At 72.5% G+C, this 22,340-nt stretch carries 17 protein-coding genes and 1 pseudogene; 6 read left to right on the plus strand and 12 right to left on the minus strand.

The window, feature by feature from the left end; genetic code table 11:
- Nucleotides 1-30: 30 nt before the first annotated feature.
- Nucleotides 31-906 carry a helix-turn-helix domain-containing protein gene (locus AC067M_RS33905; RefSeq protein ID WP_478700860.1) on the minus strand — a complete coding sequence of 292 codons (876 nt, stop codon included), beginning with the start codon at nucleotides 904-906 and terminating at the stop codon, nucleotides 31-33.
- A 124-nt stretch (nucleotides 907-1,030) separates the two neighbouring features.
- Nucleotides 1,031-2,935 carry an AfsR/SARP family transcriptional regulator gene (locus AC067M_RS33910; RefSeq protein ID WP_478700861.1) on the minus strand — a complete coding sequence of 635 codons (1,905 nt, stop codon included), beginning with the start codon at nucleotides 2,933-2,935 and terminating at the stop codon, nucleotides 1,031-1,033.
- Between the two features lie 180 nt (nucleotides 2,936-3,115).
- Between AC067M_RS33910 and AC067M_RS33915 the strand changes: the two genes are divergently transcribed.
- Together AC067M_RS33915 and murJ are read left to right on the plus strand one after the other, a co-directional pair.
- Nucleotides 3,116-4,531, plus strand: coding sequence for a rhodanese-like domain-containing protein (locus AC067M_RS33915; RefSeq protein WP_478700862.1), 1,416 nt, complete (start codon nucleotides 3,116-3,118; stop codon nucleotides 4,529-4,531).
- Nucleotides 4,532-4,704: 173 nt separating this feature from the next.
- Nucleotides 4,705-5,535, plus strand: a pseudogene (gene murJ / locus AC067M_RS33920) (murein biosynthesis integral membrane protein MurJ); the annotation flags it as partial.
- Here murJ and AC067M_RS33925 read toward each other — a convergent pair.
- The 9 genes from AC067M_RS33925 to AC067M_RS33965 form a co-directional block, all read right to left on the minus strand.
- Nucleotides 5,509-5,967: a hypothetical protein gene (locus tag AC067M_RS33925; protein WP_478700936.1), complete on the minus strand. Its 459-nt coding sequence runs from the start codon at nucleotides 5,965-5,967 to the stop codon at nucleotides 5,509-5,511. The pseudogene murJ and the gene AC067M_RS33925 sit on opposite strands and share 27 nt — an antisense overlap.
- A gap of 239 nt (nucleotides 5,968-6,206) precedes the next feature.
- A complete protein-coding gene (locus AC067M_RS33930) occupies nucleotides 6,207-7,049 on the minus strand; it encodes a PaaX family transcriptional regulator (protein ID WP_478700863.1) in 843 nt (280 codons plus the stop codon).
- A gap of 52 nt (nucleotides 7,050-7,101) precedes the next feature.
- Nucleotides 7,102-8,502 carry an alpha/beta hydrolase family protein gene (locus AC067M_RS33935; RefSeq protein WP_478700864.1) on the minus strand — a complete coding sequence of 467 codons (1,401 nt, stop codon included), beginning with the start codon at nucleotides 8,500-8,502 and terminating at the stop codon, nucleotides 7,102-7,104.
- Nucleotides 8,499-9,851 (minus strand): MFS transporter, encoded by a 1,353-nt coding sequence (locus AC067M_RS33940; RefSeq protein ID WP_478700865.1) that lies wholly within the window; start codon nucleotides 9,849-9,851, stop codon nucleotides 8,499-8,501. The genes AC067M_RS33935 and AC067M_RS33940 overlap by 4 nt, the downstream gene beginning before the upstream one ends.
- A gap of 118 nt (nucleotides 9,852-9,969) precedes the next feature.
- On the minus strand, nucleotides 9,970-11,364 hold the full coding sequence (locus AC067M_RS33945; protein ID WP_478700866.1) for an MATE family efflux transporter: 1,395 nt from the start codon (nucleotides 11,362-11,364) through the stop codon (nucleotides 9,970-9,972).
- Nucleotides 11,364-12,422, minus strand: coding sequence for a cysteine synthase family protein (locus tag AC067M_RS33950; protein ID WP_478700867.1), 1,059 nt, complete (start codon nucleotides 12,420-12,422; stop codon nucleotides 11,364-11,366). The genes AC067M_RS33945 and AC067M_RS33950 overlap by 1 nt, the downstream gene beginning before the upstream one ends.
- Before the next feature lie 17 nt (nucleotides 12,423-12,439).
- Entirely contained in the window at nucleotides 12,440-13,810 is a 1,371-nt protein-coding gene (locus tag AC067M_RS33955) for a type III PLP-dependent enzyme domain-containing protein (protein ID WP_478700868.1), read from the minus strand.
- Nucleotides 13,807-14,826 (minus strand): ornithine cyclodeaminase family protein, encoded by a 1,020-nt coding sequence (locus AC067M_RS33960; RefSeq protein WP_478700869.1) that lies wholly within the window; start codon nucleotides 14,824-14,826, stop codon nucleotides 13,807-13,809. Before AC067M_RS33960 ends, AC067M_RS33955 begins: the two co-directional genes overlap by 4 nt.
- Nucleotides 14,823-15,767 carry a TauD/TfdA family dioxygenase gene (locus AC067M_RS33965; RefSeq protein ID WP_478700870.1) on the minus strand — a complete coding sequence of 315 codons (945 nt, stop codon included), beginning with the start codon at nucleotides 15,765-15,767 and terminating at the stop codon, nucleotides 14,823-14,825. The genes AC067M_RS33960 and AC067M_RS33965 overlap by 4 nt, the downstream gene beginning before the upstream one ends.
- Before the next feature lie 261 nt (nucleotides 15,768-16,028).
- Here AC067M_RS33965 and AC067M_RS33970 point away from each other — a divergent pair, with 261 nt between their 5' ends.
- From AC067M_RS33970 to AC067M_RS33985, 4 genes are read left to right on the plus strand one after another with little or no spacing between them, the layout of a single operon-like run.
- Nucleotides 16,029-17,585, plus strand: coding sequence for an ABC transporter substrate-binding protein (locus AC067M_RS33970; protein WP_478700871.1), 1,557 nt, complete (start codon nucleotides 16,029-16,031; stop codon nucleotides 17,583-17,585).
- Complete coding sequence (locus tag AC067M_RS33975; RefSeq protein ID WP_478700872.1) at nucleotides 17,570-18,589, plus strand: ABC transporter permease; 1,020 nt, start codon at nucleotides 17,570-17,572, stop codon at nucleotides 18,587-18,589. The genes AC067M_RS33970 and AC067M_RS33975 overlap by 16 nt, the downstream gene beginning before the upstream one ends.
- Entirely contained in the window at nucleotides 18,586-19,470 is an 885-nt protein-coding gene (locus AC067M_RS33980; protein ID WP_478700873.1) for an ABC transporter permease, read from the plus strand. Before AC067M_RS33975 ends, AC067M_RS33980 begins: the two co-directional genes overlap by 4 nt.
- Nucleotides 19,467-21,365, plus strand: a complete 1,899-nt coding sequence (locus tag AC067M_RS33985; protein ID WP_478700874.1) for an ABC transporter ATP-binding protein — start codon at nucleotides 19,467-19,469, stop codon at nucleotides 21,363-21,365. Before AC067M_RS33980 ends, AC067M_RS33985 begins: the two co-directional genes overlap by 4 nt.
- Here the strand turns inward: AC067M_RS33985 and AC067M_RS33990 are convergent.
- Nucleotides 21,340-22,290 (minus strand): PLP-dependent cysteine synthase family protein, encoded by a 951-nt coding sequence (locus tag AC067M_RS33990; protein WP_478700875.1) that lies wholly within the window; start codon nucleotides 22,288-22,290, stop codon nucleotides 21,340-21,342. The two genes, AC067M_RS33985 and AC067M_RS33990, sit on opposite strands and share 26 nt — an antisense overlap.
- Between the last annotated feature and the right edge of the window lie 50 nt (nucleotides 22,291-22,340).

The following is a 22,340-nucleotide window of genomic DNA, read 5'->3' on the forward strand; positions in this document are numbered from 1 at the left end:
CCTTTTTGGTCTCCGATCGATGGACTTCGGCTACGGCCCGGGCGCCCGCACCCCCTGCCCGGCGGTCTCCCGCCACTCGCTGGGGGACATCCCGTAGGTGGCGCGGAAGACGCGGCTGAAGTGCGTGGCGCTGAGGAAGCCCCAGCGGCCCGCGACGGCGGCGATGGTCTGCTGGCCGCGGAGCCGGTTGACGAGGTCGCGACGGCACTCCTCCAGCCGGCGGCGCTGGATCCAGCGGCCGACCGTGGTGCCCTCGTCCTGGAAGAGCTTGTGCAGGTAGCGCACCGAGATGTGGTGGGCCCCGGCGATCACCTCGGGGGAGAGGTCCGCGTCGGCCAGATGCAGGTCGATGAACCGCAGGATGCGTGACAGCAGCGGCGACCGGGCCTCGGGCATGCCCGCCGCGTCCTGGCCCAGCTGGTCCGCGGCCAGGGTGGCGAGCAGGTTCACGGCGTTCCAGGCGAGCATCTCGCCGACCGACGGCTCTGACGATGAGACCGTGTCCGCGAGCTCCGACAGGAACGGCGACAGCAGCGAGCCCAGCCGGGACGACCGGCTCACCGGGGCCGCCATGATCCGCCGTACGTCACGTTCCTGAAGCCCCAGCGACTCGCGCGACACGAGGAAGACCTTCAGTCGGCAGAGCTCGGGGAAGCCCAGCACGGGCGGCCGGTCCGCGTCGTAGAAGCAGATGTCCCCGGGCTCCAGCAGAGCCGTCGCGCGCTCCGGCCCGTCCACGGCCCGGCCGCCGCCGCGTATGCCGACGAAGACGTACTCGCCTCTCGCGTGGGCGATCAGCCGACGGCCCGGTAACCACGGCCCGTCACCGGGCAGCCGTGCCCGATCCGCACCGGTGACGACGACGTCCAGACCCATCGGCATCCGGCACACCGTCTCGTTCATCATCGTCGCCTCCGAGGCCACCCGAACAAACCGCCCGTCACATCGACGTTCACTTCGAACGGAGCGTAGAAGGGCGGATGTGCAAAAGAAGTGACGGCGAAGTGACAGCGGCGCCCGCACGCCCGCACTACACACGGTCCGTGCCCGCGAAGTGGTCGAGCAACCGCTGCCGGGCTGACCGACGCTCCATCAGAGAGTCGTGTATGTCGCTGAGTTCGGCGGCGAACACGCGCAGCAGGTCGTGGGGCGCGTACCGGCCGGGCGTGTGTTCGGTGACGAGGTGGGCCTCGGCGAGGTCGTCGAGGATCAACCGTGCCGTGCGCGCAGGCACGGCGGCGAGGGCGGCGGCCGTGTCAGGGGTGAGGTCCGGGCCGGGATGCAGCGACATCAGGCGGAACAGCCGGGCGCTCTCGGGCGGCAGGCACCGGTAGGAGGAGTCGAACGCGAGACGGGCGTCGGCGGTCCCCGCCGGTCCCGCGAACGCGTCGAGACTGCCCCGGGACTCGCGCAGCTCCGCGGCGATCGCCGAGAGCGGAGAGCCCGGGGGGCCGGTGACACGGGCGGCCACGATGGCCAGGGCCAGCGGCAGCCGACCGCAGCGCTCGACGATCTCGTCAGCCGCCGCGGGCTCGGCGGCCAGCCGCTCGGGCCCGGTCCGCAGGGACAGCATGGCCCGCGCGTCCGCGGCCGACGGCAGGTCCAGACGCAGCGGACGGGCACCGGAGGCGACCAGTCCGGGCAGGCCGTTGCGGCTGGTCACCAGCGTCAGACAGCCCGGCGACGCGGGCAGCAGCGGCCGTACCTGGTCGGTGTCGCAGGCGTCGTCCAGCAGGACGAGCAGTCGGCGGCCGGACAGCACGCTCCGGTACAGCCCCGCCAGGGCGTCCAGGCCCCCCGGGAGCCGACCGGCGGGCACCCCGAGCGCGGCGAGCATCCCGCGCAGCGCCTCGGCCGGTTCCAAGGGTGCCCGGGGCGGGGCGAACCCCCGCAGCTCGACGAAGAGCTGACCGTCCGGGAACCGGTCGGCGACCTCGTGCGCCCAGCGCACCGCGAGCGTGGTCTTGCCGATGCCCGCCATCCCGCCGATCAGCGCCGTCGCGGGCGCCCCGGCGGAACCGGCCGCCGCCTCCGTGATCTCCAGCAGGCTGCCCAGCTCGGTCCTCCGTCCGGAGAACACCTTCAGATCCGACGGCAGTTGGGCCGGCCGCACCACCGGCTCCGACACCACCGCCCCTGCCGCCCGCGTTCCCCGCCCGGACGGCAGTCGGGCAGGCCGCAGCTCCTGACGCAGCACCCGGCCGTGGGCGGCGGCCAGCTCCGCGCCGGGCGACACCCCCAACTCCTCGGCCAGCAGCCGCCGTACGCCCTCGTACGCCGCGAGCGCCTCCGCCTGCAGCCCGCAGGCGGCGAGGGCCATGACGAGCCGGGCGTGCAGCGACTCGTTCAGCGGATCGAGTTCCACGGCCTGGCGCAGCCGGGGCAGCACGGGCTCGGTCCCGCCGCACAGCAGGGCCGCGTCCGCCGCCATCACCGTCGTGTGCACGAGCTCGCGCTCCACCGCGGCGAACACGGCATGCCCCCGCACCGACGAAGGGATGCCCATCGCCACCGGGCCCCGCCACTCGCCCAGCGCCTCGACGAAGTGCCGCAGCGCCACCTCGGGTCTGCCCGTGGCGGCCGCCCGCTTGCCCCGCTTGGTCAGACCACGGAACCGCAGCAGGTCGACGTCGTCCTCGTCCGCCTCCAGCAGATAGCCGCCGGCCCGGCGCAGCAGACGGCGGCCGGGTGCCCGGGGCGGCAGCCCGGGTTCGAGCAGCCGCCGCAGCGCGCCGACGTACCGGCGCACCACGTTCAGCGCGCTGGCCGGCGGCCGCTTCGACCAGAGCACATCCACGATCTCGCCCGCCGGCACGGGCCGCCCCGCCCCCACCAGCAGCAGCCCCAGCAGGGCGCGCTGCTGGGGGAACCCGAGATCGAGCTCCCGCTCCCCCTCGCGCACCCGCAGCGGACCCAGCACCTCGAACCGCGTCAACTGTTCGCAACCCCCTGCCGTCGACCCCCTGACAGCAGGGTAGAAGCGTGGCCGGAGAAGCGCCGCCGTGCGCGGACGCCAGACCTCGCGTGGGCCCGCGGTGTCACCGAGCGTCACCGGGGTAGCCGACACCGTCACGGAAGCCCCGACGGATGATGTCCATAGGAAGGGAGCTCCCAGATGTTCTTCATCGACACCCTCGAGACCGAAGGGCTCGGCCATCACGGTTACCTCGCGGGAGCCGCGCACACGGCCGTCGCGGTGGACCCGCCCAGGGACGTGGACCGGGTGCTCGCCGCGGCCGCCCGCAGGGGCGTGCGCGTCTCGCACGTCGTGGAGACGCACGTCCACAACGACTACGTCACGGGCGGCCCGGAGCTGGCCCGCCTGACGGGCGCCGCGTACCTCGTCCCGGCCGCCGCCCGCGTCTGCGTCGCACGCGTCCCGGTTCACGACGGCGACATCACGGCCGTGGACTCCGGCCTCACTCTTCGGGCACTCGCGACGCCTGGCCATACGCCGCACCACACGTCCTACGTCCTGGAGGTGACGGGGCAGGGGGAGACGGCGCCGGGGGAGACCGGAAGGCCCGTAGCCGCCTTCACCGGCGGCTCCCTCCTCATCGGCACCGTCGGCCGCCCGGACCTGGTAGAGCCCCGGCTGACCGAACGACTCGCCCGCGACCAGTACGCCTCCGCCCACCGCCTCGCCGCCGAACTGCCCGACGAGACAAAGGTGTTGCCCACGCACGGCTTCGGCAGCTTCTGCGCGTCCGCACCGGCCGGGCAGGACGCCACGACCATCGGCAGGGAGAGGGCGGCCAACCCGGCCCTCGTCCAGGACGCCGACACGTTCGTACGGCAGCTGCTGGACGGCCTGGAGGACGTGCCCGCCTACTACGCGCACCTGGGGCCGGTCAACGCGGCGGGCCCGGCCCCGGTGGACCTGACCCCGCCCCCCGTCGCCGACGCCGACGACATCGCGGACCGGCTGGCCGCGGGGGAGTGGGTCGTGGATCTGCGCCACCGTGTCGCCTTCGCCGCCGCCCACGTCGCGGGGTCCTTCAACTTCGAGGCCGACGGGAAGCTCGCCACGTATCTCGCCTGGCTGGTCCCGTGGGGCAAGCCGGTGACGCTGCTCGCCGAATCGACGGAGCAACTGGCCGATGCCCAGCGGGAGTTGGCGCGCGTCGGCGTGGACCGCCCGGCCGCCGCGGCGACCGGTGGACCCTCGTCGTGGCTCCGCGACGGGGAGGCGCCGCGCTCCTTCCCCCGCGCCACGTTCGCCGAACTGGCCTCGGCCCAAGGCGACTCCGGCGAACCGCAGGCAGCCGACGGCGACCTCGTCGTCCTGGACGTCCGCCGCGACTCGGAGCGGGCCGACGCCCACCTCCAGGGCTCGCTGCACATCCCGATCCACACCCTCCACCGGCGGATCGGTGAGGTCCCCGCCGGCCGCGTGTGGGTGCACTGCGCCAGCGGCATGCGCGCGGCCATCGCGGCCTCACTGCTGGACGCCGCGGGCCGCGAGGTCGTCGCCGTGGACGACACGTTCGACGCGGCCGGGGAGGCGGGACTCACGGTCGTCCCGGGCTGACGCGCGGGGAGTTCACGGGCACACGCCCTGGGGCTCACGGGCCGACGCGCTCCGGGACAACGATTCGATGCCTGTTTTTGTCAGGCGACCTCCCTAAAGCAGTTGCTACGACACCCGGGTCCGGCCGGGGTCCGCCCTCAGAGCAGTCGCGCACGCCATCGCGCGGCGATCTCCTCACGGTCGTCACGAGGCTGGCCTCCTCCGCCGACGCCGCCCTGCCCGACGACGGCGTCGGCTACACCGCGTACAGCTACGCCCAGCAGATGTGGATGCTGCCCCAGTCGATCGTCACCGTCTCCCTCGTGACCGCCCTGCTTCCGCGCATGAGCCGGGCAGTGACCGAGCACCGTCTCGGCGACCTGCGCGCCGATCTGTCCCGCGCCCTGCGGGTCAGCGGCGTCATCATCGTCCCGGCTGCCTTCTTCTTCCTCGCCTTCGGACCGCAGATCGCCCAGCTGCTGTTCGCCCACGGCAATGCCGACGCCACAGACGCCGTTCCCCTGGGCCACATGCTGCAGGCCTTCGGCCTGGGACTGATCCCCTTCTCCGCCCAGTACCTCCTGCTGCGCGGCTTCTACGCCTTCGAGGACACCCGCACGCCGTTCCGCATGGCCCTGTGGATCAGCGTCGTCAACATCGCTCTCGCCACGGCCTGCCACCTCCTGCTCTCCCCCCGCTGGGCGGTCACCGGGATGGCCGCCGCGTACTCCTTCTCCTACGCGATCGGCCTGCTGCTCACCGCCCTGCGGCTGCGGCGGCGCACCGAGGGGCTGCTGGATGGCCGGCGGATCTGCCGTACCTACGCGAAACTGACCGCCGCCGCCACCGCGGCCGGAGCTGCCGGGTGGCTCATCGCCCGCTCCTGCAGCCAGGGCCTGACATCAGTTTCCTCGGCACCGGCCCTCTCCCTGGCCGCAGGCGGCATCACCATGGTCCTGCTGTACCTCCTCCTCGCACGTCTCTTTCGGATCGGGGAACTACGCAGCCTGCCGGGGATGAGGTGACACACCGCACGAGGCCGCCGCACACCCGGTCCGCTGCCGTGTCCGCTGCCGTGTCCGCAGCCACATCACCAGATGCCAGTCCTGGTCGCTTGTGAGCGTCACGAAGCTTCCCGCGCGGCCGCTCTGCCCGGTCGCGTCCAGGCTGACGCACACCGCCGGCGTCGTGGGGGAGAGGGGGATGGGCGGGTTGCGGAAGTTGGCGGCGCCGTTCGTGGTTCCCGGCCCCTCGGGGGTGGCGGTCCGTGACCGGCTCAAGCAGCGGTCCGTGACCGGCTCAAGCAGCTGACGGCCGCGGACGAACGCGGCGCGGTCACTCGCCCAGCCGATGATCATGATCCGGGAGGGGGCGTTCGTACTCTCCCGGGCCGCTCGCGACCCGGAGCCGCTGCGGGTGGCCGGCCGGTCGATGGCCGCGTTGTTGCGCACAGTCATGGAGCGGGCCGGCGAGGGCTGATGCCCAGGCCGGGACGGGCGCCAGGAATCGTGGAGGCCCCCTGGCGCCGCTGCCTAGTGCTGCGACCGGAAAGGTTCACCGGCTCGCGACGCCCGGCACGGCACCTCGCCGCGTTGTCGCATCACCCGAGTACATCCAGTACGCGGGTCATGCTCCGCCTTGCGAGGCACCGCACCGGACGCCGCGAGCTTCCCGGCAAACCTTTCCGGTCACAGCACTAGCGCACCGGGGTGGTCTCCAGCAGTTCGCGGGCCATGCCCCGCGCGGGCGCCTCGGTCTGTTCCGCGACGCGTCGGAAGGTGTCCTGGGCGGCGCGGGCCGGCCAGGCGGGGGGCAGGTGCCGGGCGGGGAGCCGGGGGTCCGTGCGGATGGTCCAGAGCCATTCGCTGACCAGTCGCAGCCGCGTCGCGATCGGGTCGTCTCCGGATCCCGCGACCGGATGGGCGGTCCAGCGCTTGTCGAAGGTGACGTAACGGGCGGCGACGCTCTCCAGGTCCCAGGTGTCGCGGACCATCAGCTCGATGTCCGTGGCCTCGTCGGCCCGGGCATGGAAGATCTTGACGTGGTCGGTCAGGCCGAGTTCCGCGACGACGGCGGAGACCTCGACATTCCCGGGGGCGATCCACAGGCCGCTGTACAGCGCGCCGAATCCGCACCAGGTGAGCCGTGAGCGCAGGTCGTGGCGCTGGCGCTTCCAGGAGTCGGGGAGGGAGAAGCCCAGCAGCGTCCACGAGCCGTCCCAGTCGTCGTTGACGGCGCCCTGTCTCCAGATGCGGGTACGGCCGTCCTCCAGGACGCGTGTCGCCTGAAGGGTGAGACCGAAGTACATCCTGCGGCCCTCGCGCTGGCGCCGCAGCAGGCCCCGGTTGACCATGCGGGTCAGCGTGGACCGCACGGCCTGTTCACCGACCCCGACGCGGCCGAGGACGTCGATGATGCTGCCGGAGTACACGCACAGGTCCCCCTCCTCCAGGACGTGGTTGCCGAAGAAGGCGAGCATGAGCGACTGGGGGCGCTGCTGCGGCCCGTCCGAGGTGTCCAGGATGTCGTCGTTCTCCACGTCGGCAAGCGTACGGCCGCCCACCGAGGGCCCGGTGGGCGGCCGTACGGCGTCACTGTCCGTCGGCCGGGTGGGCAAGGTCGTAGGGCCGCAGGTACGGGGTGGGATGGTAGGTGACGTAGCGGGTGGGGGTGGAGGGATCGGCCACCCTGGCACGGGAGTTGAGGGACGCGGGGTCGGTGCCGTGCCAACGGCCGGTGCTGAGGCGGTCCTCCAGGGTGTGCACGGCGGCGAGCTGCTCGGCCGGAGAGAAGGTGCAGTGGCCGGCGTTGTCGGTGTACGCCTGCCGCAGCAGGGGCCCCGAACCGGCGGCGGTGACGGCCCGGCGCAGGGCGCTCTCGGTCTGGACCGGGACCAGGGCGTCGCCGACGGTGTGGACGCTGAACTGGGGTGTGGTCAGCCGGCCGGTGAACGCACTGGTCCGGCTCATCCACGCGACGGCGGCCGGGTCGGCGCTGATGCGCGGAGCACGGTTCAGGGTGGTCAGGTCGGCCCGCAGGGACAGCCCGGCCTTCCGGTACAGCTCGGTGACCTCCTTGCGGACCGACGACCGGCCGAGCAGCTTCGCGTAGTCGACCCCGGTGTTCCAGGACATGTTGCCGCCCGCCCGAGTTTCGGCCTCCTGCCGCCAGTTGAAGGCGGGGACCTTCAACAGGCCCTTGAGGGCGCCGTACTGGTTGGCCTGCTGTGCGTCCCAGTCGGTCGCGGCGGGCCGGCCTTGGGTCGGTTGGTTCCAGACCGGGATGTTGTGCAGGGCCGCGGCCAGGGCGATCCGGGCCCGCCCGGCGGGCGTCGACTGCGCCGAGTCGACCGCCGCCGTCAGGGTGTTCGCCGCGTCGGTGGCGGCAGCCTGGTCGGGCAGGCCGGTGAGGGGGACGTCGGAGTCCGGTGCGAGCAGCGTCTTGACGGCGAAGACGGGGTCGAGGGTGTTGTTCCAGTTGGCGACGCCGCCGTGCACGAGTCCGCACAGGGACACGGAACCGTCGATCCGGTCCGGGTGGCGCTCGGCGATCGCGGTGGTGACCAGTCCTCCGTACGACATGCCCCAGGCGATGGTGCGTCGGGCCGCCCCGAAGCGGTCGGTGAAGGCGGAGAGGGTGGCGAGCTGGTCGGGGACCGCGTCCGTCACGGCCCAGCCGGTGGTGGCGTACGAGGAGCCGATGAGCGCGTAACCCTTGTCGAGCAGCAGGGCCCTGGTGGCGGCGTCGGGGGCGTCCTGGGCGGAGTTGGGCGCTCCGGACGGGGTGTAGCCGTGGCTGAAGAGCAGGACGGTGCCGTTCCAGTCGGCCGGTACATCCATCAGGTACGTGGCGCCCGAGGGGAGTCGACCCTCGATGTGGCTGGTGTCGGAGGTGGCCGCCGCGGCCGACGCGGGTAAGGCGGCGACAGAGAGCAGGAGGGCCGCCGCGCAGGCGGTGCGACGAGCCGTACGGGTGCGGGTGCGGGCCGTCATGCGGAAATCTCCTGGGTGTGGGGGGCGGTGGGGTGTTCGGTGGCTTCGGTGAGGGACGCCTTGCTGGTCTCGCGCACGAAGCAGACGGTCAGTGCGGTGATGAGGGAGCCCCCGCACACCAGAAGCGCGACGGGGGTGCCGCCGCCACTGTCGGCCACCAGGCTTCCGGCGATCATGGGGGAGAAGCCGGCGCCGATGAGGGTGGCGCCCTGGTAGCCCAGGGAGGCGCCGGTGTAGCGGACCCGGGTGCCGAACATCTCGGTGAGCAGGGCGCCCAGCGGGCCGTACATCGTGGACTGGGCGATGCCGTGGCCGAGGACGACGGCGAGGATCAGCAGCCCGGGCGACTCGGAGTCGACCAGCGCGAGCACGGGGAAGGCGAGCGCGGCCGAGGCGAGGGCTCCGGCCAGGACGACCGGGCGGCGGCCGATCCGGTCGGAGAGCGCGGAGGCGCAGGGCAGGACGACGAGGGCGACACAGGCGGAGACCGTGAGCGCGGTGAGCACCTGCGGGCGGGCGTAGCCGATGCCGGTGGCGTACGCGATCATGTAGCTGGTCAGCAGCGACTGGGCGGTGAAGGCGCCGATGCCGACGCAGCAGGCGAGCAGCACCGGGCGCGGGCGGCGCAACACGTCGAGGATCGGCAGCCGCGACTCGGATCGGTCCTGCTTGACCTCGGCGAACAGCGGGCTCTCCACCACCTTCAGCCGTACGAAGAGACCGACGCCGAGCAGCACCACGCTCAGCAGGAACGGCACACGCCAACCCCACGCCGTGAACTCGTCCTTGGGCAGGGCGACGACGAACGTGACGACGGAGGTCGACAGCAGGGAGCCGAGCGGTGCTCCCATCTGCGTGAAGCTGGACCACAGTCCGCGCCGCCGCTCTCCGGCGTGCTCCACGACCATCAGGGTGGCGCCGCCCCACTCACCGCCGATGGCGACGCCCTGGACGACGCGCAGGGTGATCAGCAGCACCGGCGCCCACACGCCGATCGTGTCGTACGTGGGCAGCAGGCCGATGAGGAAACTGGCGCCGCCCATCAGGCCCATGGTGAGCAGCAGCATGGACTTGCGGCCGAGCCGGTCGCCGAAGTGACCGAAGAGGATGCCGCCGAGCGGTCGGGCGACATAGCCGGCGGCGAACGTGCCGAAGGCGGCGACGGTGCCCACGGCGGGGTCGGCGCCGGGGAAGAACAGTTCGCCGAAGACGAGGGCGGCGACGGTGCCGTAGACGAGGAAGTCGTAGAACTCCACGGCGGTGCCGAGCAGCCCGGAGAGGGCTACTCGGCGCAGCTGCCGGGTTCGTTCGCGGTCGGGGGGCGGTGATGCGAGGGGGGACGGGGGCATCGCGAACTCCCTTGACGGGGGAAGGACACCGCGAAATTAGGCTCTCCACTTACTGGCGTCAAGAAAGTGCACAACATTGGCTGGTGGGAGGGCGCCCGCCACGTGCGCCCGCCGCGCCTCACAGCGCCACGGCCGCGGCCTCCTGGCGCCGCTCCACCCCCCGCCCGAACCGGCGCAGCAGAAGTACCGCGGTCGTGGCGAGGCCGATGAGGAGCCCCAGCCAGATGCCCACGGTGTCCCAGCCGGCCGCGAAGCCGAGCAGCGCGGCGGCGGGCAGGCCGACGAGCCAGTAGCCGACCAGGGTGACCCGGAAGCCGCCCTTGGTGTCGTCGAGGCCGCGCAGCAGACCGACGCCGATGTTCTGAGTGCAGTCGAAGAACTGCATCACCGCGGCGACCAGCAGGAGTTGGGTGGCGAGGTCGATAGCCGACTTGTTCTCACTCTCGAAGAACGGCGCCAGTACGAGGCTCGGCACGGTGACATAGATCAGCGCCACCACCGCCATGACCGCGGCGGCGCACGCCAGCGCGGTCGACTTCAGCCGCTGGGACGCCGCAGTGTTGCCCAGGGCGAGTTCGCGGCTGACGCCGAGGGACGCGGCGTGGGAGAGGCCGACGGCGATCTGGAACACGATGTACACGAGTTGGTTGACGGCCGTGTGCGCGGCCAGCGCGGCCGTGCCGAAGCTGCCCACCAGCAGCGCGACCACGGAGAAGAAGCCCGCCTCGGAGCCGTAGGTCGCGGCGATCGGCGCGCCCAGACCGGCAAGGCGGCGCAAGGTGGCCGGGCGGGTCTTCCAGATGCTCAGCGACAGCACCGGTGCCAGCGCGGGGTCGCGGCGGGCGGAGACGTAGAGCGCCAGGAACGACAGCGCGTAGACCGAGGTCGTGGCCAGTCCGATGCCGGGCAGGCCCAGCTTGGGCAGACCCCAAGTGCCGTGGATGAAGACCCAGTTGAGGCCCGCGTTGACCGCGATCGAGGCGATCGTGATGCGCAGCAGGGCCTGCGGGCGGCGCATGCCGACGGTGAACTGGCGGATCGCCTGGAACCACAGGCAGGGCACCAGGCCGGGCGCCATCGCGTACAGCACCGGCTTCGCCGCGTCGACGACGTCGGGGTCCTGGCCGAGGAACACCACGGCGTGCCCGATCAGCACCATCAGCACCGCGCCCGCGAGACCGGCGAGCGTGGACAGCAGCAGGCTCGCCCGGACCAGGTCCCGGACCTCCTCGTGGGCGCTCTCCGCGTCGGCGCCCTCCTTCTCGGCGCGCGCGTCCGCCGCGGCGACCTGGTTGCCGACGGCGGTGACCAGGCCGACGCCCATGGTCCGCAGCTGGTTGAAGATGACCATGGCGAGACCGCCGGCGGCCAGGGCCTCGGTGCCGAGGAGGCCCATCATGACCGTGTCGGTGGTGGTGAGTGCGACCTGGGCGAGCTGGGTGAGCGCGAGCGGGACGGCGAGCGTGGCCAGGGCACGGCCGTCGACGAGGAGGCGGGAGAGGGCGGGCGGCATCAGTTCGTTTCCTGCGGGAAATCGGGCGCGGCGGTGCGGCGTAGCTTGGTCAGCAACTCGTCGACCTCGCGCTCCACTTGGGGAGAGAGGAGATCGCGTGCGGCCATCCAGTCGTCGTCGAAGACGGTGTCCATGTACTTCTCACCGCCGTCGTTGACCAACGCGACCATAGTCGTGCCCGGCGCCAGGGCGGACATCCGGGTCAGGGCCTCGTACACCACCCCGCCCGCCGAACCGCCCAGGAGCAGTCCGGTGCGGCGGGCCACGGCCCGGGCCGTGGCGAAGGCCTCCACGTCCCCGACCTTCGCCCCCTCGTCCAGCAGCGAGTAGTCGACCATGGCCCCGATCGTCGCACCCTCGGGTGTGCCGGTGCCGGACTGGTAGTAGTCGTGCGCGGGCGGCCCGAAGGCGATCGACCCTTTCGGCTCGACCCCGACGATCCGCACCTCGGGGACGGTCTCGCGCAGCACGCTCCCGGTCCCGAACAGCCCGCCGCCGGTGCCGACCGCGCCGATCAGGATGTCGACACGGCTGTCCAGGGCGGCGTCGAGCTCGCGGGCCACCGGGTGGTAACCGACCCCGTTGGCCGGGTTGTTGTGCTGCTCGGTGAAGTAGGCGTTGTCGGACTCGGCGGCCATCCTCTCCGCGAGCTCCTCGCGGGCGGCGGTGGCCAGTTCCTCGTCCCCGTCCGCCGCGACGTAGACCAGCTCGGCGCCGAGCGCCTTCATCGCGCGCAGCTTGTCGACGGCCGCGTGGTGGTCGACCACGGCGGTGAAGGTGTAGCCGCGCTCGGCGGCCACGACGGCCAGACCGAGCCCGGTGTTGCCGGAGGTCGACTCGATGATCCGCCCGCCCGGGCGCAGCAGACCGCGCTCCTCGGCGTCGATGACCATCTGCCGGGCCATCCGGATCTTGGCGGTGCCGGTGGGGTTGAACTGCTCCAGCTTCAACAGCAGCCGGGCGTCGCTCTCGGTACGGCACAGCTCGAACAGCGGGGTGGCGCCGATGAGTTCGGAGACCTGCCGCACGATGGGCGGCCGGTACAGGGGGTCGTCCATGGGGGCTCCAGGGAGGTTCAGGCGGGGCGGCGGTCGAGGCGCCAGCGGAAGGCGGACGAAGATGACCAGGACGAGGCCGAGGCTGAGATCGAGGGCTCCACGACGACCTTCGGTGGCAGCGGGAGCTCGTGGAACGGCGACTCGTTGGAGTCCATCTGGTAGCCCGCGGTGTTGAGGTACACCAGCAGGTCACCGACGGCCGGCCGGACAGGGAAGGGGATCTTGCGCCAGGTCAGCAGGTCCGACTCCAGGCAGGTGGCCGCGCCCACGCACGCCGGGTAAGGGCCCGCGTCGGCGACCGGACCGAACCCGGCCGGCACGAGCACCGGGTCCGGCAGGAACTCGCTGTCGAACCACTGCTCGGACAGGCTGAGGCTGCTGCCGTCCACGGTGAGGATCGCGTACCCGTCGCGCTCCTTCACGCCCTGCACCCGGAACACCGTGAACCCGGCCTGGTCCAGCAGTGCCCGGCCCGGCTCGACGAGCAGTGCGACACCGGCCGCTCGCAGCAGCCCGGCGAGGTCCGTGTTCTCACCGGCCGGGGTGGCCGCCAGGATCGTACGCAGGGCGTCGGCGCCCGCGACGGGGGAGTGGTACGGGTAGAAGCCCCCGAAGGACTTGCCCGCGTGGAAGTGCTCGGGGCGCCTGCTCTCCTCGAACCGCCGCCAGTGCTCGGCGTCGACGTAGTCGACGGCGAAGCCGCCGCCGATGCTGATCCGGTCGGCGCGCAGGCCGAGCGTGCGGGCGTCCGCGCAGAGGCGGATCAACTCCGCTGCCAGCTGGGCACGTTGGCGGGTGTCGTAGCCCGAGAGGTGGAAGCTGAAGCCCTCCATGTCGACCCGCCCGTCGGCGCATCGTCGCAGGGCACCGCGCAACTCGGCGTCATCCAGACCGAAGCGGCTGTGAGGCTGCTCCGGAGGCAGGCGGCGTAGCAACACCCGTGCCGTACGGTCGAGTTCCGCCGTCAGGACGAGCAGGCGGTCCAGCTCGTCGAGCGCGTCCACCGCGATCAGCGCGCCCTGGAGCACGGCGACGCGCAGCAGATCGTCGCCCTTGGCGGGACCGGTCACCACCAGGTCCTCACCGCGCACCCCGGCTGCCAGGGCCTCGCGCAGCTCCCCATGGCTCGCCACGTCCACGCCCAGGCCCGCCACGGCGGCCCGTTCGGCGTAGACGGCCGCCTTGTTGGCCTTTTTCGCGAAGTACACCCGGCCGTCGACGCCGGTCTCGGTGAACACCTCACGGAACGCGGCCGCGTTGGCGTCGAAGCGCCCCGGGAACAGCACGTGGTACGGGCCGCCGAGCCCATGACTCAGCTCGTGCGGCAGCGCCTCGCCGAGGAGCGAGCGCACCTCGGGCGTGGTGTGCGAGGGGAGTGCCGTCGTCACTTCCACAACGGGACCGCCGTGCCCAGCCCCTGCGCGAGGGCGAGTTGGGCGAACCGGTGGCCGAGCGCGATGTCGGTGACGACCAGCCCGCTGTTGTACGCGAAGATCCGCTGCCCCGCGTCGGTGCGCCCGGCGGCGCGTCCGGCCAGCACGTCGGGGAACTCGGCGTGCACGTCCCGCAGTTGCCCGTCCGTGCCGGCCATGTCGGTGCCGGTGACGCGCATCTGGGCGGCGCTGGTGGCGATCACGCGGTCGGCCCGGTGCAGGGTCGAGGGAGCGATGCCGTAGCCGATGAGAACGGACAACGCGGCGGGCTTGAGCCACTCCGCGTCCACGGAGGCCGGGGTGTTGGGGCCGGCGGTGGCGAGGACGACGTCCGCGTCCCCGGCCGCCGCGCGCAGGTCGGTGACGATCTCCAGCTCACGCTCGGGGAAGTGGGCGTGCAACTGCTCGCGGACCGCCCGTATGCCGTCCGGATGCGTGCCGAACAGCATCAGCCGCTCCAGGTCCGGCAGCGTGGTCAGCAGGAACGGCAGCGCGAGCCGCCCCTGGGTGCCGGTGCCTATGACAAGTGCACTGCTACTGCCCGGTGCGGCCAGCTCACGGGCCAGCAGCGCCGAGACCGCCGGGGTGCGCAGCGCGCCGACGCGGCCGCAGTCCAGCATCGCGACCGGCAGCCCGGTCTCGTCGTCGTACAGGGTCAGCGTCGTGTAGTAGTGCTGCTTGTCGCGGTCCTCGTGCAGCCCGTACTTGTACGACGTCTTCACCGCGACCACGCCCCGCACCCCGTCGCGGCCGAGCATCGCGTACGCGACGGAGTGGCCGTCCTGCGGCTTGACGGTGAGCTTGCGGGGGTTGTCCGACCTGCCCTCGGCCAGGGTGCGGTACGCCTGCTCCACCACGGAGACGACGTCGGACAGCGTGATGTCGATACCTGCCACGTCACTGGTGCTGAGGATGCGCAGGGTCGTGTCGTCGGTCGCCATGGTGCTCCCCGTCCTGTCGTTGTGGGTCATGCGAACGCCTCGACGGCCGCCTGGCCGTAGCCGTGCTCGAACCGCTCGGCCTGCGGGCGGCTGCGGCGGCCGGGCACCCGCACGGAGGAACGTTTCAGCCAGCGGTCAGTGCCGTCGTAGCGGGCCTTGAAGGGAACCCGTCCGTGGACGACGAGGTCGTTGTCGACGACCAGGACGTCACCCGGGGTCAGGGCCACCGCCACGGAGACCCGGGAGAGTTCGGCCTCGAGCCGGCCGTAGGCCGCGCGGTGCTCCTCGGGCGCCTCCTCCAGCGGGGTGTAGGCGGGGTCGAAGCGCAGTGTCGGTCCGTCCGGTGACTGCCACACGGTCGGCACGGGCGGCGGGGTGCCCTCGTAGCCCTGTGCCTCGGCGTAGGCGTCGTCGGGCAGGATCGGCAGCACGGGGCGGCCCAGCAACTCCAGGTCGTCGGTGTCTAGTTGGATCTGCCGGACGCTGGCGGCTGTGGTGGCGACGGCGTCCGGGTTGCGCAGACAGCCCAGGACCAGCAGATGGGCGCGGCCCGGGTGGAAGGCGTCCTCGGTGTGGGGGCTGAGCAGCACGCTGCTGCTGGCGCCGGTCTGTTCCTCCTCGTGCCCGGGCGAGGGCACGATGTTGTGCACGAACCGGCCGTCCTGCTGTCCCTCCCAGGCGAGCGGCGTGCCCATCACCGTGGAGAGCAGGAGCAGGACCACGTCGTGGAGTGCGCCGGCGTTCCCGGCGGTCGACCAGTGGTCCGGGGTGGGGCCGATCGCCTCGTCGTCGACCGGCAGGCCACGCAGGACGAAGAGGCCGTCGGCGGTGTCGACGGGGCGGCAGGCGTGGCGGACTTCATCGCTCAACGCGGCTGCGGCGGAGGGGACTTGGGCGAGCAGTCCCGCGTGGGTGGAGACGCCGTCGAAGGCGTCGAGCAGAGTACGGGCCGTGCTGTGCAGTTCGGTCACGGCCTGCGGGTGAAGCTGACGTACAGGCATGGCTGCCGTCGGCATGGTGAACCGTCCGTTCCGGTGCGGGTGGGGGTGCGGGCGGTGGGCTTCCGTCGAAGGAAGCCGCATGGGCCGGACGGAAACATAGCCATTTCACAGATGGTAGGCAAGGCTTACCTAAGTTTGATCTAGATCACGCTGCGTACCCCCTTGTGCACCGGGTATGAATCAGGGTAGGCAAACCTAAGCAATCGAGCCACGTGTGAAATCGAGGACGAAGTGGACCTGACCAGACGTCAACTCCTGTGGGCTGGTGGCGCCGTGGGCGCGACCGCCCTGCTGGCCGCATGTGGCGGCGGCGATGACGCCGAGCCGGCCGGGTCCGCCACCGGCGGCTCCGAAAAGCCCCGCAAGGGCGGCACCCTGCGCGTCGGCGCCCTCGGCAGGCCGGGCGCCATCACCCGCGACCCGCACGGCTCCCAGGCCAACGAGAGCGACTACCTCATCATCAGCCTGGTGTACGACACGCTCACCGTGCCCGGCACCAAGCCGAACACCGAGCCCCGGCTCGCGGCCGGTTGGCAGCCCTCCGCGGACCTGAAGACCTGGAAATTCAAGATCGCCCCGGGCGCGAAGTTCCACGACGGCTCCCCGGTGACCGCCAAGGACGTCGTCTTCTCCCTCAAGCGCCTGCGGGCCACCCCGTCCGGCGCCTCCCGGCTGCCCGGCATCCAGGCGAAGAACATCACCGCCGAGGGCACCGACACCGTCGTCCTGGTCTCCGACTACGCCAACGCCGAACTGCCCCTGCTCACCCGCCTGACCACCTTCGTCGTCCCCGACGGCACCACCGACAAGGACATCGCGAAGGCCCCCGGCACCGGCCCCTTCAAGCTCGACTGGTTCCGCTCCGGCAACGCCCGCCTGGTCCGCAACGACGGCTGGTACGGCGGCGAGGTGTACCTCGACGCCATCGAGGTGAAGATCTTCGAGAGCCCGCAGGCCATGGCCAACGCGCTGCTGGCCGGCCAGATCGACCTCGCCTCCAACGTCGGCGCCGTCGCTGCCCGAACGGCCAAGGCTCGCAAGGACGTGTCGACGGTCCGCCGCCCCAACGACATGGCGATGCCGATCGTCATGCGCACCACCGACGGCCCCTTCGCCGACCCGAAGGTGCGTGAGGCGCTCCGCCTCGCCGTCGACCGCAAGGCCATGGTCGACCAGGTCCTCTCCGGCTACGGCACCGTCGCCAACGACATCCTCGGCACCGGCGACCCCGCCTACGACAAGGGCATCCCGCAGCGCACCCGCGACCTCGCGCAGGCCAAGAAGCTGCTGAAGGAAGCCGGCTTCGACACCTCCAAGACCTACGAACTCTTCACCACCGAGGACATATCCGGCCTCGCCGAGTCGGCCACCCTCTTCGCCACCCAGGTCCGCGAGGCCGGTGTGAAGGTGAAGGTCGTCAAGCAGGAGTCGGCCGTCTTCTGGGACAAGACCTGGCTCAAGGGCGACCTCTACACCACCTACTGGGGCACCAACGACTCCGTGGTCTTCTTCGCCAGCAAGACCATGGTCTCCGAGAGCGGCCAGAACGAGGCCGGCTGGAAGTCCAAGGAGTTCGACGCGGCCTACCAGAAGGCCATCGGCACCGCCGAGGCCACCGAGCGCACCCAACTCCTCAAGCAACTCCAGCAGATCGAGTACGACAGCTCCGGCTACCTCCTGTGGGGCATGGCCGACGGCATCGACCTCGCAGGTGCCAAGGTGCGCGGACTGCCGACGCTGCCCGGATACGGAAGGGTCCAGCTCGAAGGCGCATGGCTGGCCAGTTGACACCCGACACCGCCGCCCCGGCCTCCTCCCCGCTCCCCGCGGAGAGGAGGCCGGGCCGCGGCCCCGCCCTGCTCCTGGCCCGCGTCGGCACCACGCTGGCCAAGCGGGTCGCCTTCCTGGCGCTGCTGCTCGCGCTGGTCTTCGTCACCGTCGAACTGCTTCCGGGCGACGCCGCCAAGGCGACCTCCGAACGCGGCGAGAGCGCGGCCGACCTCGCGGCACGCCGAGAGCTGCTCGGGCTGAACCGCCCGGTCCTGGAACGCTTCTGGGACTGGATGACCGGCCTGCCCACGGGTGACCTCGGCACCTCGGCGCGCGGCGAGAAGGTCACCGACCTGCTCTCCACCGCGTTCCCCAACACCCTGCTGCTCGGCGGCATCGCCCTGCTGCTCACCGCCGTCCTGTCCCTCTGCCTGGGCTGCTGGGCCGCCCTGAGGCCCGGCGGACGCCTGGACCGGGCCGTGTCGGGAACGGCGACCGCGATCCTCGCCCTGCCGGAGTTCGTCGTCGCGGTGGCCCTGGTCCTGGTGCTGTCGCTGTGGACCGGCTGGCTGCCCGCGGTCACCCTGACCGACGCCGACGGCTCTCCGGCCTCCTGGGACATGCTCGTGCTGCCCGTCCTCGCCCTGACCGTCCCGCAGGTCGGCTGGAACACCCGGATCGTACGGGCCGCCCTCGCCGACGAGGCCCGCGCCCCGCACGTCGAGACCGCCGTCCTCGACGGACTCCCGCCCCGCCGCGTCCTCACCCACCACGTGCTGCCCGGCGCCCTGCCCGCCGTCGCCGCGGGCCTGGCCACCTCGACCGGCATGCTGCTGGGCGGCGCGGTCGTCGTGGAGACCATCTTCAACTACCCCGGCATCGGTACGGTCCTCGCCTCGGCCGTCACCGACCGCGACAGCCCGGTCATCGCCGGGGTCACGGCGCTGTCCGGCGCGGTCATCACCGGCGTGCTGCTCCTGGCCGACCTCGTACGCGACACGGTGACCGGAGGCCGACGATGAGCGAGAAGACCGCCCGCGGGGGCGTCACTCCGCGCGACCTCCCCACCGACCGCCCCGGCGGCCGGTCACGGGCCCGCGCGGGCGTCGTCCTGCGCGTCCTGCCCGCCCTGCTCCTGACCGGCCTCGCCCTGGTCGGCCCCTGGATCGCGCCGCACGCCGTGGACGTCCCGGTGGCCGCGCCGTACGCGGAGGCCGGGACCGACGGTGCCCTGCTCGGCGGCGACCAACTCGGCCGGGACGTGCTCAGCCGGCTGCTGGCCGGCGGGCGCGAACTCGTGCTGTCCTCGTTGCTCGTCGCGGTGCTCGTCACGGCAACGGCCGCGATCCTCGGCGCGATCGGCGCCGTACGGCCGCTCGTCGGACGGATCGTGGAACGGACCGCCGACGTGCTGATGCTGCTCCCCGCCGTCCTCGGGATCCTGCTGGTCACCCTCTCCTGGCCCGGCGGCGGCCGACTCGCCGTCATCGCCGCCGCCGTCGTCCTCGGAGTGCCGTACGCGGTCCGGCTCGCGGCGAGCGCGGCGGCCCCCGTCGCCGAGGCGGGGTACGTCGAAGCGGCGGCCGCCGGCGGCGAACGCCTCTGGTACCTGGTCGTCCGCGAGATCCTGCCCAACGTGCGCGCCACCCTGCTCGCCCTGTTCGGCTTGCGCTTCGTCGCCGCCGTGTACCTCGTCGCCACCGCCGGATTCCTCCAGGTCGGTCCCCAACCCCCCGCCGCCGACTGGGCGTTGATGATCCGCGAGAACTCTCCCGGAATCCTCCTCAACCCCTGGTCGGTCGTCGCCCCCAGCATCGCCATCGGTCTGCTCGCCCTGAGCGTCAACCTCGCGGCCGCCGCCCTCGCCCCCCAGACCGGCCGGAAGGCGGTGACCGTCCTGTGAGCCATGTGCGTGACCGGTACGCGAAGCCCGAGGGCCCGCCGAGCGACACACCCGCCGTACGGGTCACGGGCCTCGCGGTGACCGTGCCCGACGGCCGGTTCCTGCTGCGGGACGCCTCCCTGACGGTCCGCCCGGGCCGACTGGTCGCCCTGACCGGGCCCTCCGGCGCCGGCAAGACGACACTGCTGCGTGCCGTGACCGGCCTCCTGCCGCCCGGCACGAGCCGCACCGCGGGCCACGTCGACGTCCTGGGCCACGATGTCTTCGCCCTCACCGAGGGCGACCTGCGCACCCTGCGCGGCACCCGCCTCGCCTACGTCGGACAGGACCCCGGCTCCGGCCTCAACCCCCGGATGCGGGTCCGCAGCCTCGTCCGCGAACTCTCCGCCGACCGCAGTCCGCAGGCCGTCGCCGCGCTCCTCTCCGAGGTCCGCCTCCCGGCCGACGGCGGACTCGCCGCCCGCCGCCCCGGCGCCCTCTCCGGCGGCCAGCAACGCCGCGTCGCCCTCGCCCGAGCGCTGGCCCGCCGCCCCGATGTCCTCCTCCTCGACGAACCGACCGCCGGCCTGCACCCCGAACTCCGCGACGAGATAGCAGAGCTGCTCCGCCACCTCGCCCGCGAACACCACCTCGCCGTCGCCTTCTCCTGCCACGACCCGGTGGTGGTCGAGCGGGTGGCGGACGAGGTGGTGGAACTCGGGACCGGGGGCGTGGGGGGAGCGCGCGCGGCGGAGCCATCGAGGCTGGCTGGGCCGACAGGGGCGAGTGGTCTGGCGGGGCCGGTTGGGTCGGCGGGGTCGAGTGGGCCGACCGGGTCGAGTGGTCCGGCGGGACCGGATGGGCCGACCGGGTCGACTGGTCTGACGGGCCCGGGCGGGCTGTCGCCGACTGAGCTGTCGGGCCCGGGCGGGCTGTCGCCGGCTGGACTGTCGGGGGCTACGGGGATGACGGCGCTGACTGGTCCGACAGAGCCGACTGGTCTGACGGCGTCGACGGGCCGCGGTGCGCCCGCACCGCGCACCGCGCCCACAGCGTTGGCGACCAACCCCGCGGCGCCCAAGGCCAGTTCACCGATCCTCGAGGTCCGGGACCTGCACGTCACGTTCCGCGGCACCCCCGCCCTCACCGGCGTCGGTCTCACCGTCGCCGCGGGTTCCGCGGTCGGTATCGTCGGGGTCTCCGGGTCCGGCAAGACCACCCTCGTCCGTACCGTCGTAGGACTGCAACGCGGCACCTCCGGCACGGTTCACCTGGCCGGCACCGCCCTCAGCACCGGCCTGCGCGGCCGCACCCGTGAGCAGCGGCGCGGGCTGCAACTCGTCACGCAGAACCCGCTCGGCGCGCTGAACCCCAGCCGGACGGTCGGCGCCGCCGTGGGCCGACCGCTGCGCCTGCACCGCCGTTGCGCCTCCGCGGAGGTCCGAGACCGGGTCGCCGACCTCCTCGAACAGGTGGGTCTGCCGCCCGAGTTCGCCGACCGCTACCCGCACGAGCTGTCCGGCGGACAGCGCCAGCGGGTCGCCGTCGCACGAGCGCTGGCCGCCGAGCCCGACGTCCTCATCTGTGACGAGATCACATCCGCCCTCGACCCCGAGACGGGCCGGTCCCTCATGGACCTCCTCACCGACCTGCGTGAGCGGCGCGGCACCACCCTCGTCCTCATCAGCCACGACCTCCCCCTCATCGCCGACCGCACCGACACCGTCACCGTCCTGCACGCCGGCCGCGCCGTGGAGTCCGGCCCCACCACCGACCTTTTCGCCGCACCCCAACACGCGGCGACCCGCGCCCTGTTGGGCATGCCCCCTGCGGCGGCGCCCCTGAGAACGACCGCGTCCGTCGGTGGCCGCCCCTCCCCGAGCGACGGCTTCAGCTCTCGAACAGATCACCCGTGAGGTACTTGAGCCCGGTGTCCGGGGCGACCGTCACGACCGTGTGCCCTTCGCCGATCTCGCCGGCCAGCCGGACCGCGCCGACGATGTTGAGGGCACCGGACGTGCCGGTGAGGACTCCCTCGCGCCGGGCCAGGTGCAGCGCCATGCGCCGGGCCTCGGTCTCATCGACGGTTCGGGCCTCGTCGTACGCCTCCGCCGTGAGCAGCGGCGGGACCACCCCCGTGGCGAGGCCCTCGACGCGGTGCGGGCCGGCCGTGCCGGTGGTCAGCATGGGCGAGGAGGCCGGCTCGAGAGCGACGACACGCTCACCACTACCGGCCCGGCGCAGTGCCCCGGAGACACCGGCGAGCATCCCGGCGGTGCCGACGCCCGCGCAGAAGACGTCCACGGTCACACCGCTGCTCTGCGTCTGCCGCAGGATCTCCCGGCCCAACTCCTCGTAGCCGGTGAGCGCGTCGGTGTTGTGGAACTGGTCGGTCCAGTAGGCCCCCTCACGCTCCACGATCCGGTCCACTTCCGCGCGCATGCGCACGAACAGCTCGGGCGTGATCCGGCCACCCTCACTGGGCACCACGATCACCTCGGCACCGAACGCCCGCATGGTCCGCAGCTTCTCGGGAGCGAACGCGTCCGACGACACGAGCGACAGGGGGTACCCCTTCACCCCGCAGACGAAGGCGAGCGAGGATCCCGTACTGCCGCCGGTGTACTCCACCACGCGCTGCCCGGGCCGCAGGGCACCGCGGCGCTCCGCGCCCTCGACGATGGCCAGCGCCATCCGGTCCTTGTAGCTGCCGGACGGGTTGCCGCCCTCCAGCTTGACCAGCACCTGCGCGGCACCGTCCGGGACGACGTCACGCAGCCGCACCAGGGGGGTGTCGCCGATGGCCTGGAGGACCGACTGCTGGACACCGGGATGGCTCACAGCACGAATGTAGCCCCGCCTGGGTAGCCGTGCGTGCGGACTTGAGTACG

It is taken from the genome of Streptomyces sp. NPDC043427 (genome assembly GCF_056436655.1).